Genomic DNA, 13,973 nt, shown 5'->3' with positions numbered 1-13,973 from the left:
AACTAATCACATAGTGTTAATCTTGATAAGGTTTTACTTTCGTAGACATATATTTTCCTACGTCGTTGATACCGCCACTGACTGCGCTCCGATTATCTTCCCGCTGCCATCTACCAGTTGAAGCGTAATCCTGTTGTTTGCCGGGTCGTTGGCTATTGCTACAGTTGGCGTCAGGAACACTGCAAAGGTCGGCTGAGCGCCCGCGTTAATGGTCAATCCAGTTGCTGGACCTATAATGGCTCCAGTTGTTGGATTGGTCTGGTTCACCTGAGTTACCAGTCCTGTTATCGACGTCGGCACGCTCAATACCAAACTTACACCAGTTGCATTGGCTCCCCCAACGTTTGCTGTCGCTACTGCAAACACAGCAGGTGTATTAACTGCTGTACTTACAGCCAGTGACGTGGACATCATGATAACATCCGCACTGGGCATTATACTTGCTGAGATGGTCAGCGTGTTTACTCCACTGATCGGAGCCTGTGCTGCATTAGTGCCAGATACATTGAATGTCATCGGCGAACTGCTGAACGCTGCTGTTGCATTGATTGTCAGCACAAAGTTAGCCGTGCCGCCTGCAGCTATGTCCACCGGTGTGTTCGATGAACCTGTGAAAGCAGTGCCGTTCCACTGCTGATAACTTATTGTGACGGGCAAACCGGATGCCTGTGCTACACTCACACCAGTTGCTGTTGCTGTTCCGCCATTGATCACTGACATGAATATCGTTACTGGCGTGCCTACCTGCGCATTCCTGCTGTTCGGGGTTATGGAAGATACCAGTGCAGGTAGTGTTAATGTATTGACCACAATAACTCTTATCTGCGCTGTATTGTTTAAGTTGCCTGCTTTATCGTAAGCGCTGATATTCAGATTATATGTTCCATCCGAAGCATTTACCGCCACACTGCTATTCATCCAGTTACCGCTCACATTATTTAAAACAACAGTCCCTGCACCTATTGATGCGGCATTAACTGTAGCATTTTTTACACCGCTAAATAAATCCATAATTGCAGCGCTTAATGTTATTGATTGACCGCTCCTAACTGTCGTCTGACCGGCTGGATAACCTACAGCACCAGGATATACCGTGGGAGGCTCTCCATCCCATGAGTACTCAGTCCAGTGCGAAACATCGAATGATAGGGTGTGTGTCGAATTGTCCCAGCTAAGATTTACGACTGCGCCTCCTGACGTCTTTTCGGATGGAACTATCAACACTCCATCCTGCAGAATAGCCGGACTTACTGTGAATGCGGTCAGATTATAGATACTGAGAGTGGCTGCTTTATTAAATTCCCTCAAGGCATCGGCAGTGGCATTGAGGTTCATGGATTTCCCAGACATCTTCAGCATTTCTCCGAGATTTTTAAGATTCATAGAAGTTGTATAATCAGTCAGATTAATTGGCTCATTAAATTTAAGGGTGGCAATTCTGTTCGAACCATTATAAGGTTCAAATACAAGGTAAGCAGCGCTATAGTCGGGTATATCGCGGAAGTTGGTGGTACTGCCTCCAAGATCGGTATTGAAATGCTCTCTCGGATTGATATTTGAAACAACTACCAGTGCGCCTATTTTGGGAATGGTAACAGGACCATAAGGCGTAGACATTGTTACATTTATCCACACAATCCTTGCATCCTGAGTCGGGATAATCCCCAGTGTATGAGTAATCCTGTAAGAATAATTGCCGTCGGGTAATAAAACCCCGGAGTTATTAGATTCAAGAGGAATTGAGCCGTCTGCTTCGAAGAAATTTGCTGTCACGCTGGAATAATGAATTTTATCGATGGTGTTGACGATTATCTCCACAGGACTGTTGTTATAGAACATGGATGCATTCGAAGGATGAGCAGGAACGTTCTTGGATGAATTATATCCTATTACCTTTACCCCGGGATACATAAAAGCTATAACGATAAGATTTGTTGTACCGGAAACTCCAGAAGTATCGTATGCCGTTACTGTTACATTGAATATTCCCCTGACAACTTTATCAACTTTTACAGTTTTATTGAAATAGGTTATTTGCCCAACCCCTGCGTACGACCCGTTTAAATCCATCAAGACCGTACCCAGCGTGCTGACGCTTGAGACATCTGCAATCACATTTGCAGTGTTGATACCGGTACCGGTGTCGATTATTCCCACGTTAAGGGTAAAGTTAGGGGTCACTTCATTCGCAATACCACCTGAAAGCGGTTCATATGTGGTATTTGATGGAATTAAGACAGGTCCGGAAACCGGAGGGAATGTTTTTGCATCGCTCGAACCTTTGACTGACCAGGGAGCGCCTGGAATAGCCCCATACGAATCTGCGTGACCACCCGAGGTCTTCTGGACAGAGTGGTCGTTGCCTGTTCCTTCTTCAGAAAGCGCCGCGACTGCGCCGCCCGCCAGCAATATGCTCGCGATTACCGTTATTCCAACCACGATTCTGAGGGCACGCCCTCCATGAGTTCTTACTACGACCATATTTGACCATCATTCGAGTATTGCTGCATTTTTACATATAATCTATGTTGGGTTTTGGCGCTTTAATATGCGGGGCAAATATCCAAAAAGATACAAGGGAATGATTGAACATTCCCTAAATTTATTCTAAGTGTGTATCGACACAGACTGCGAACCAAGTATGTTTCCGCTGCCGTCCACAAGTTTGATCATGATCCTGTTATTGCCAGGATCATTGGCAATAGCACCGGTCGGAGTGTAGAACACCGCAAACGTGGGCTGCTCTCCAACACCTATCGCTATGTTCTTGGCATCACCTATGATCGCGCCTGTTGTCGGGTTGGTCTGTTTTCCTGATACTACAAGCGGCATGGTACCTGCATCAACAACGAGGGATACATTTGCAGCCGCTGCATTTCCAACGTTGGAGGTCGCAATCGCAAACGCTCCCGCTACATTTACACTGGCTGAGACGTCTGTTGTGGTGGATATCATGACGATATCTGCAGACGGCGAACTGGTCGCGGCGAGCGTGAATGTATTAACCAGTGTAATCGGGGCAGATACTGTTGTGCCATTTGTAGTCTTTATATCGAAGGTCATGCTGCTTGCCGGGAATGAGGATGTCGGAGTTATGTCAAGCACGAAGAATGCCACGCCGTTGTTAGGTTTGATTGTTGCTTTAGCATTGGGTACGCCGAATTTCGTCAAGCCGTCCCAGGTCTTGAAGTTAATAATTACTGGCAAAGTTGTGTGCTGTGTAAGCTGGACATCCTGTGCGTAGTCGGTACCATAGTTAATTACAGAGATAAGCAGTGTTATACTGCTTCCAACCTGTGCGACCCGGCTGCTTGGTGCGATTGACGATACGAGTGCAGGTGCGCCAGTAACTGTGAAAGCACCTACCAGTGCGCCGAACTGACCATCCGGGTTTGTCACTGTGACCTTATAGGAACCTATGGTAAGACCAGTAGTATCAATCGTCCCTGTTATCTTTGTTGAGCTGACGACAGCTACATTGGTAAGGCTCTTTGTTCCTATCTGTGCAGTGGCACCAGTGATGAAATTCGTCCCTGTGATGGCTACGTTGACAGTCGCGGAAGAGACACTGGTGCTAGGCGATATTCCAAGTACTGTCGGGGGAAGTGTGGTGGTTACTGTGAAACCGTTGGATACTGTTGTGCTCTGACCGTCTGGATTAGTAACGGCCACATCATAGGTTCCAGTGGAAAGACTTGGTACGAATACCTGAATTATAGTATCTGAAATCGCACTTGAAACCGCTGTAACTCCACCGACCGTGACTACAGAACTCTTATCAAAGCCAGTGCCTCCTATGGTGAATATGGAGCCAACTGGCCCTGTGTCAGGTGCTATTACCACGATTGCTGGCGGGTTCGCACCCAGTAAGCCTACGCTGACGTCATCTATAAGCCAGCCGCGGAAGCCGTTGTATAAGCTGTCTACTGTATTGAACCTGAATCGAACCTTAACCTGGCTCTTGCCTGTGTAGTTACTGATATCCATGGTTACCTTGTACCACACACCAGGCAGGTCAAGACCGCCTGAACTATAAGGCATAAAAGCGGCAGCTTTGGGGTCGTTGAGCGGGTTGAGACTGCCGAGTTGAGTATAGGTAGTACCATTATCCGTGGAGATGTCAATGAACATCCTATCGAACGCATTGGTATCCACTCCTTCAACCTCCCACCAAGTCATGAACGAAAGCGTGGCCTTATTAACAGACGCAAGATTGATTGCAGGCGAGGTTAGTGTGCCTTGATTAGGTCCGTTAGATGTGCATCCGTTCTTGGATGTTTGAGTGATTAATTTATAGTCAGAGCCACAGTACGTGCCTGTTGAGTTTTCGCCATACCACCAGACATAATTGCCGCTGAATGCGGGTGGCAGTTCTCCTGTGTCAGGCAACGTAACAAGCGTGGGATTGATATCTGGAATTTTGACAAAGTACTGGTCTGCTTTATATTCCCTGTGCCAGAACCCGGTTGCAACCCAGCCGTTTGTGCCGGATTCAATATTATCGAAGAATCCAGATGACGAAGAGACTGTGAATCCATTGGTGAGAGTGGCGCTCAGACCGTCCGTGTTTGTAACAACTACATTATAAGTCCCTGCTGAAAGCGTTGGTATTGTTGCTGTTATTTTTGTGGTACTTACCACAACGACCGATGTAGCGCTGACGCTGCCAACAGTTACCGAGGCTCCTGATTTGAATCCCGACCCTGTAATAACGATGTTTGTGGGAGTGTTGATGATGCCCACATTAGGTGTGATTGCGGTTACCGACATCCCGGTCACTGTAAAAGCTTTTGAAAGTATACCAAAGCCCCCGTCAGGATTGGTGACTTTTACGTCGTATGTTCCTGCCGACAGTGTTGGCACGATTGCCTGGATGATGGTAGATGATATAACGCTTGACGTGGCGTTTACACTACCGAATTTAACCGTGGAACCCGAAACAAAACCACTGCCGCCAATCGAGACTGCAGTTCCTACAGGTCCAGATGTTGGTGTTATTAGAGTAACTGCGACCGAGTTTTGCTGAGACGGTGCATAGTATCCACCGCTATCAGAGCCGGTAAGCCCAGAATAGGTAGCAGTCACCTGAACATTCCTGAGTGTACCATCGTTGCTGGGATTGCATGTCTGATAGGTAATCTGGTACTGATTGGCTAGATTCTGTGATATTTGTACATAGATGTCTGCAAGTTGGTTCTCGGACGGCGAATAATAGAATTTTCCGCCCGTTTCAGTAGCAATCTGCTGAAGTACGCTAGTAGCAACGCTTGCCCCCAAACCGATTGTATAGACAGGTATGTTATTGGCTTTGGCGTAGTTTATCGTTTCTGTCAATGTGTGAACATCAGCATTGCTAAAGCCATCGGTAAACGCTATTATAGCTTTGCGGTTTGCTTCTGTTTTTGTTAGCGTGACCGCATTATATATAGAGTCATAGAGCGCAGTATTACCTTCTGAAAAGTTTGGCATACTGTTTACCATGTTCAAAAGCAGCGTCTTGTTGCTTGTGAAATTCTGGACGACGTCTACTGAAGTTGCGAACTTGAGGATGGCAAACCTATCATTTGCAGCGCCTAAATTAATGAAATTTGTCAATCCTGTCTTTTCAGCCGCAATGCTGGCTGCGCTCATACTTCCGCTATAATCGACAGTCATGGCAATTGAAGCTGGTATTCCTGTGGATGAAACCGGAGTAACAGATATCGACGGCGTACATGTAGAACTCTCGGTAACTGCGAAGTTAGATGCTGTTAATCCTGTGATGGATGCACCATTCTGGTTTGCTACAGTGACATATGCCTTGATCGTGCTGAATGAACTATTGTCTATCTGGTTTATCGTGACTGTAAGCTGGCTGGTAGTTGCAGACTGGATTGTAAATGCTGCATTGTTTACATCGCTGGCTACATTCCCGACTGAATCAGCCACCACTGCCTTTACAAAAACATTTGTTGAAGGAGCGTTTGGTACAGTCCAGGCATATGAGCCGGTATTTGAAAGTCCGGTTGCGATTGGAGCATATGTGCCGTTTAATCCTGTTGTGGAATAATACAGGCTGACGGTAAGAGACCCATTCCCGCCAGATGCTACCCATGTGATATTTTGACTGGAGCCTACTGTCCAGGTTTCGCCGCCATTTGGCTGGTTCAATGCTATGGTTGGTGTAGTTGGTGCAGCAAAATACTGCGGTGCAAATTCCCCCCCTGCCACGTCTTGATTGTCATATACCACCGAGATGGGGTTGGTGCCGACGATTTTGTATATGTCCTTAGTTGAAGGAACAACTATATGAAAATTGCCTTTATTCAGATATCCGCTCCAGACTGCCCCGGCTGAATTGGTCACCGTGATCAATGCATTATCACTAAAAGAGAAAATTACCAGTTTTCCGCCTAAAATCGCAGGATAGTAAAACAATGTTCCGATTCCTGTTCCGGATGTATCCATCGCATGAACGGAATAGGCGTAATTCCCGCTCCAGCTGGAATAAGGTATTACTCCGACATTTACATCCTTGCTTGTTGTAATTGTCAGATATTGTGCAGTGTTGAATGGTATCGATGTAACATTGCCGGCATTCAATGTGCCACTATATATTAAGGCACCTGTGTCGGTATTTGTAACAGTTGCCGTAGTACCATCACTGTATGCGATGATGTCAAGGTCCTCTGTCCAACCGCCTGAAGTACCTACCCATGTGTAGAACTTCTGGCCCATGAATGTGCCGCTCGATGCAGGAACGTAGAACCCCTGGTCGCTATAGCTCAGTGCAGAGACTGGATTAGAGGCAGTAACTGTGATATACACATTGCTTAATGTTGGCTCAGCATGACGCTGACCGGCATTTAGTACTCCTGACCAGATAGTTGCACCTGTCACTGTGTTGGAAATCAGCACTGAGGTGGAATCATTATAGGCAAAGACGATAAAATTGGTGTAATTGGAGCCTGTCCATGAACTAATATCCACCTGATATGTGTAAAATTTGGTGCTCAAGCTTTTCCCGTTATTATCCATTGCGTAATATCCCATGACATAGGAGCTTAGTTCGTCGCCAACAATCACGCTGTATGGATTTGTCCCTTTTATCCTATATGTCCCTTTTGTTAACCCATAGCTGTAGGCTGTTAATCCCTGATGTCCTCCATTGTTGATTGTCCCACTCCAGAGAAGTACAGAAGCATTATTGTACACCTGGAATTGTGTAGCATCCGTATAGCTAAATATCAGGATGTCACTGTGCGTATACGTATAGGTGTCATACGTCGATGTCGAAGTAGAAATCTGCGTCTCCCCACCAAATGAATTGACCGCACTTTGAGCGGTAGTCGAGCCGGTTTTATCCGATGATCTACCTGGTGTGTCAGCTGCACTTGCGCCAGGAAGTATAATAATTAGAGATGCAAGTATGCAAACGACTAAAAATTTTCGTATTAGATTTATTCCACCGTTCCTCATTCTTATTCCTCCATGCACCAAAGGAGCTAAACCATCCTTTCTAATTAATGATTTGTTACACTATAGACGGTTTACACGTATTGGCAATCCTTATGGTGATAATGAGTATGACCATAACTCTATATAAAACTTATCATGTATAAAAATATAAATCAGTTAATTATAATTTAGTGAAGTTTGGCAAAACTATGCAAAATTATTTTGTTAGAGTGAAATAAAAAATGGTGTTTATTTCAAGATCACATTGGATATTGCAAACAGGGTCGATAAGATATCAGGAAATCTAACAAAAATGTAGTAAATGCATTGTGTTTTCTTCTATCTCGCCCATAAACACTCCTCTGCATTGTATTTTATGTTGTGGATAATGCTATCGACTGGGCTCCGATTACGTTGCCGCTGCCATCCTTTAACTGCAGCGTTATCCTGTTGTTTGTTGGATCGAAGGCTATCGGCTGTGTTGGTGTCAGGAACACCGCAAAGCTCGGCTGTGCACCAGCGTTGATGGTCACTCCTGTCGCCGGACCGATGATGGCTCCGGTTGCTGGATTTGTCTGGTTCACCTGGGTTGCCAGTCCTGTTATCGAAGACGGTACAGTCACGACAAGACTTACACCGGTTGCAGAGGCTCCGACATTCGATGTAGCTACTGCAAAGAACGTTGGTGTGTTGACCGCTGTGCTTACATTCAGGTTTGTGGATATCATGATGACATCCGGCAACTGTACAAGGCTTCCTGATATGGTCAGCGTGTTTACTCCACTTATCGGGGCTGCTGCTGCATTGGTGCCTGACACGTTGAATGTCATCGGCGAACTACTGAACGCTGACGTTGCAGTGATTGTCAGCACAAAGTTAGCCGTGCCGCCAGCGGGTATGTTCACTGGTGTGTTTGCTGGACCTGTGAATGCTGTTCCGTTCCATGGCGTATAGCTTACGGTTGCGGGTTCCAGCGGTGGTGCCTGTGATACACTCACACCAGTCGCTGTGGCTGTTCCGCCATTGATCACTGACATGAATATCGTTATTGGAGTGCCTACCTGCGCATTCCTGCTGTTTGGGGTTATGGAGGATACCAGTAATGGCATGGGTGCAGGAGTTGGCGTTGGGGTAGGACTTGGAGTGGGCGCTGCATTAGCTGATGCATTATTTAAATTTATTCTAATTGGAACCTCTGCATAATCCTCTGTCGAATCCTGGATCGCAAATAAGAGGTCGGTTACGTTTTGAGTTAGTTGGGAACCGTTTATCGTAACGTTTACCTGCCGTGTTTGTCCAGGACTCAGTGAAATCGGGGTTTGGTTCACCGCTGCTCCGCTCCACGGAGCAATATCTGTAAAGTTGATTGTAAGATTATATGTCTCAGGGTTTCCAGCATTTTTAATAAATACCCCAAAATCAGGAAAGGTCTTGAGGTAATCCTGGATATCGACATTTTCTAGTTTCTCCCACGGCTGATTAAGCTGCGGATTATTGTGTGTTGATGCAAAGCGGGTCAGATTAAATTGGGTTTCGGTGGGGCAATACCCAGTGCAATACCCAAGTACTAAATCAAGATCATTTGCAGGATTCACCCACTGCAGGGTCACATTCATGTACCGCGTATTCTTAAGATTAATCCCGCTTGAACCGGCATCCCATGCAAGCGAATAAAGTGAATCGGTGTTGTTTATAGTGCCGCTTGAAAAGTTATTCCCGCCCGGCATCAGTTTTTTAACACTCAGATTCAGATTCGGCTTTGCAGTGGCATCGTTGGTTATCGAGAATGTAAAATTCTTAACTTCATTACCTGCTACAACACTTTGCAGGGACGATGGATTTACCGCAAGGTTTCCTTTTGTTCCTGTAGGATATAATACATTCAAATTGTAACCCACGCTGCCGCTCAGGGAAAATGCATGCACTGCCACCCAGTATTCATCATACACCATGTTATTGAGGGTCACGACCTCTGAGACACCCGAGTTTTGTTCTGAAAGATCCACCAGATCGCCATTCGGCGCAAAAAGATACAAATCAAGGTCGCTGGCACTGTCTGCCCAGTTAAGATTGACCTTCAGCGTTGTGCCGTTGTATGATTTCAATTTGTAGTAAATCCAGTCACCGCAAAAAAGGTTATTAATACATGACGTAGTAGCACCATCATCTACAGTTCCCTGAATAGAACCGCTGCCCATCTGTGGTATTGTAATAACCACCGGGATTCTGAGCGTTCCGGCGGTTGAGTTCGCCACTACCAAGGTAGTCCCGTATATTGCAGATTTTACTCCAGCAGGGGGAGTAAAGGTGATGTTGATGGTTTTGCTGCTGCCTGCATCTATAATCACGTAATCGGGGAGATTAAAGCTTGATATAGGAATGGTGTTAAATTTTTCAAGGTCGGTCATCGCCTCGAGGGAAAAGCTAAAATTTACGGAATATGAGTTATTGTTGTTCAATACCATCGTTCCAATCGTACTGAAACCAGGAATTACGCTCTCTTCCCATCTGTCATCTCCGTTGATGCTTGCGCTGATGTTGTACGTGAATGCGTTTGTGAGGTTTATTATTCCTGCCCCTTTCTCGAATACATGAGAATTTGAAGCTGCAAGATTGCTTGAGGTATGCATCAGGATATCTCGAACCTGTGCCGGTGTAAGTGCTGGATTTTTCTGAAGAAGAAGAGCTGCAGCCCCGGAAACATGCGGCGTCGCCATGGAAGTACCGGACTCAATTTTATAGCCAGAGGGGGCACAGAGTTCACATGCGCCTGTTGGAACTGTGGAGTTTATGCTGACACCAGGAGCAACGACATCGGGATCGAGCCTGCCAAAAGCAGAAGGACCGCGGCTGCTGAATGAGGCTATGGTGTCGTTGCTGTCTGAAGCGCCAACTGTTATCACTTTCTTGGCAGAGCCAGGAGCGCCTATTGTATCTGTGCCAGGTCCTTCATTCCCCGCTGCCACTACCACTACCACGCCTTTTTCAACAGCAGCGTCGGATACAATAGTTGTCACATCTGCGAATTCATCGTTTGGCTGAGTGGAACCTCCAAGAGACATACTTATTATGTTGGCGCCGTGGGCTATGCTCCAGTCGATCCCTGCGATTGTGTTTGAAGTACCGCAAGAGCCTGAACTGTCACATACTTTGACCGCGAATAGAGTTGCATTCGGCGCCACACCTTTTAATATGCCGTTTGCCGCCACTATTCCTGCCACATGCGTGCCGTGCCCAAAATCATCGAGAGGAGGGTTATTATTCACAAAGTTGATTCCATCCGCCACTTTTTTTCCAGGACCAAAGCCTCCGCCAAGGTCGGGATGATTGTAGTCTATGCCTGAATCTATAATCGCGACTTTGATTCCTGTCCCTGTGTACCCAAACGTATTCCACACATAGGTTGCTCCTATGGTCTGTGTGGAATTTGTCTGTAGAATACTTTTTTCTGAAGGCTGCGGCGGAAGCGACACGATTTCATCGTAGTATATTCTTTCAACTCCGGGCATTCTTGACAGTTCGGAAATTCTTGAAGCGGGCATTTTTGCTGAAAATGCATCTACGATGTTATACCTGCGCCCTACCTTCCCACCACCGGATTCTACTGCCGATGAGAGTAAAGACAAAAGTTTTGTCTTTGAAGTCTTGATTTTATCAGGTTTTTTCATGAAAACAATTACAGGTATCTGGTCTTCAGGTTTTGAATTTGCAATTTTCAGCCCAAGATTGTGGCTTATATTTCCATCCGCTCTGGAAAGGGAGAAGCCATGTTCATTTAAGCCAATATCGGTTTGAGCAGGCTTGGCTGAAGCAATACTGATTACAAATAAGCAGGCAATTAGAGTTATAAACAGGTTATTCGACGCTGAACTCAATGTTCTTCAACTCCTTTTCTGTTTCAATTACCTTCCTGCCTTCTTTATCCTCAACTTCCTTCGTCACTTTTAAGGATGCCTTATAATTCCCTTTTCCCAGTTTCCCGATGGGTATTATTACAGTGGGCTGCGTGATCACCTGCGCCACTACCATCCCTTTTCCAGGGTCTGTGTAATTGGCGAAGACGGCAAACTCATTTCCTTGTTTCTCCACCCTATCTATCGCTATTCCGTACCCGCTTGTACTGAAAACGCCCCTGAACACTACGAAATTAAGGGCGTCATTGACTGAAAAAGCAGAGGGCTGAAGGGCTTTTTTTATAACAATACTGTTCAGGCGTTCCTTAACTTCAGGAATGCTGCCATTGAGTACGATGAAGATTTCCTCAGATTTACCTGAAAATCCTCCAAGCGGATTCAAATCTATCTCTGGATTGACCTGCAGTTTCTCTTGTGGTTGGGTTACACATCCTGACAGTGAGGCGAGCACCGTAATTGCAGCAGTCAATAATATTATTGTTGGCTGATGGAGTTCATCAATCACTTTCACTATTTTTAACATGCTCCGTTTTTCCTGAACAATACAAGTTGCAAAACCTCACTATGTTTTGCTGGTAATTCATCTTAAGCAATTTATTATTGGGTTTCAAGCTTAATAATGCTTCGAATCTTTCCTCACTATAATTGTAACATTGCGAGAAATTAGTAATGAAAGAAGGCTTTTCAGTTTATAAGGATATTTTTGAAACACAGGCATATCAAGCACAAGCCTGTCGATGGGATTTACATCACAAATTGTAAATGGTAAATTCTTAATAATTTTTTTAATAGAAAAATATGAATATTCGCCCTTCAATAAGTGCATCACATACAGCCGTGATTTATATTCATCAGATATAAACCACATACCGCCTAGGATTGTTGCATAAAGTTTAGCGACCTTTAAAGGAAGGTACGGCATTAAGAACAGATTCCCATGACGTTCTATTGGATACAGGCGGTTTGGGAATTCGATTAAAGCTATGCCGCCAACCTTTAAAATCCGGTTTATCTCTTCAACCATTTTATGAGGGTCTGGAACATGCTCTAATACATGAGAACATATACATATATCGAAAATCCCATCCTGAAAGGGAAGATAAAATCCATCAGCTTGGACGCAGTATGCATTTTTCAATGCCTTAATACGAGAGTTTGTCAATTTAATTAAACTTGGGTCAATTTCAATGCCGACCACCTTTGTTCCTAATGATTCCAACAGTGGCAAGCTTCCACCAGACCCACAACCAAGTTCTAAGATAGTAGATCCAGAAATGGTTTTAAATTTATTTATATAATCTGTATATATTTTAAATTGATCCACACTCAAGTGTGCCATGAAACTATCTTCATACAACCGTCCGTTTCCTATGCCTTTTAATCCTGATAGATAATTCTCAAGAATTTCGATAAAATTTTCAGTCACCCCAAACCTTTCAGGATTGTTAATTACTGACTTAAACCCTGTGCCTGCGTCTATTGAAATTTCCATTACCCTTAGGTGCAGCCTTTTTACCTCATTACCATTTTTTCTCCGGACGTCATTAGATATCGTTATGCTATGCCGTCCTCTGGTCGCTACATCCAATACATATTCATTGTCAAGCGTGATATTTTTACCATTGCTCCAATGGACTCCTATAGCTCCAACGAAATTATTATCAAAATAGACGCTGCCTCCGAACAGCAGGGTTTCTTGAGAGCCGGCAAGGGTTTTTATGTGCAGTAGATATGTTCCAACCATATCAAGGATAATATCATAGGATACAGATGAGTATTGATCTGGATGCAGCACCACCCAATCCCGCTCCTGCTTTTCTATATTGCCAGAGCTATCAGAGTACTCAGAACCATGCAGAGCTACTACTTTTTTTATATATCTCGTGAGTTTATCTTCACTTTTATGGGCTGGTGGCTTTTCTTTATGCAATATTCTTTTCAATATGCCCATTTCTGTGTGCGTATCAAAAGTCCCACGACACTTCTCATGCAGCGCAAACATTTCGGGATTGTTAATTACTGATTTAATCCCTATAACTAATTCTATTGAAATTTCCATTACCCTTAAATGCAGCCTGCGTGGTTCCTTACCATATTTTTTTCTCCCGACTTCATTAGAAATCGTTATCGTATGCCTTCCTCTGGTTGTAATATCCAATATAAATTCACTGACAAGCATGTTGTTTGTACCGTAGCTGCGATGAACCTTTATATATCCCACAAATTTATTATCAAAATAAACGCTTCCTCCGAACAGCAGGGTTTCTTCTAAACCTGCCAGGGTTTTTACTTGCAGACTATATGTCCCAATCATTTCAAGAGCAACATCATAGGATATTGATGAATCCTGGTCTGGCTTCAATACTACCCAATCCCGCTCCTGCGTTTCAACATTGCCAGAGCTATTAGAGTATTCAGAACCATGCAGAGATAGTACTTTCATAGATTCCAAAACAGTACTTCACGCACTGTTTTTATAGCTACCCATCAAGCCCTAATTTTCTATTTTGCACTAACTTAATGTGATTCTGCTATTTTGAATAATCAGGCAATTATAGTGATAGGTGCGTTTATTTTAAGAAAAAGACTTTAATTGACGGAATTAAAAATAAAAAAAAGAGC

The 13,973-nt window shown here is 44.5% G+C and carries 5 protein-coding genes; all 5 read right to left on the bottom strand.

The window, feature by feature from the left end; translation table 11 throughout:
* Positions 1–57 precede the first annotated feature (57 nt).
* The gene (locus O8C68_02395) at positions 58–2,481 is read right to left on the bottom strand and encodes a hypothetical protein (protein ID MCZ7394652.1); all 2,424 of its coding nucleotides are present in this window, start codon (positions 2,479–2,481) and stop codon (positions 58–60) included.
* A 126-nt stretch (positions 2,482–2,607) separates the two neighbouring features.
* Positions 2,608–7,458 carry a VWA domain-containing protein gene (locus O8C68_02390; GenBank protein MCZ7394651.1) on the bottom strand — a complete coding sequence of 1,617 codons (4,851 nt, stop codon included), beginning with the start codon at positions 7,456–7,458 and terminating at the stop codon, positions 2,608–2,610.
* A gap of 353 nt (positions 7,459–7,811) precedes the next feature.
* A complete protein-coding gene (locus O8C68_02385; GenBank protein ID MCZ7394650.1) occupies positions 7,812–11,312 on the bottom strand; it encodes a S8 family serine peptidase in 3,501 nt (1,166 codons plus the stop codon).
* On the bottom strand, positions 11,293–11,874 hold the full coding sequence (locus O8C68_02380; protein ID MCZ7394649.1) for a protease complex subunit PrcB family protein: 582 nt from the start codon (positions 11,872–11,874) through the stop codon (positions 11,293–11,295). The genes O8C68_02385 and O8C68_02380 overlap by 20 nt, the downstream gene beginning before the upstream one ends.
* A gap of 90 nt (positions 11,875–11,964) precedes the next feature.
* Positions 11,965–13,713: a class I SAM-dependent methyltransferase gene (locus tag O8C68_02375; protein ID MCZ7394648.1), complete on the bottom strand. Its 1,749-nt coding sequence runs from the start codon at positions 13,711–13,713 to the stop codon at positions 11,965–11,967.
* Positions 13,714–13,973: the final 260 nt, after the last annotated feature.

The sequence above is a fragment of the Candidatus Methanoperedens sp. genome (genome assembly GCA_027460525.1).
Lineage (GTDB): Archaea > Halobacteriota > Methanosarcinia > Methanosarcinales > Methanoperedenaceae > Methanoperedens.
Note: the sequence above shows the minus strand (reverse complement) of the source record. Positions and strands in the feature narration are given on the sequence as shown.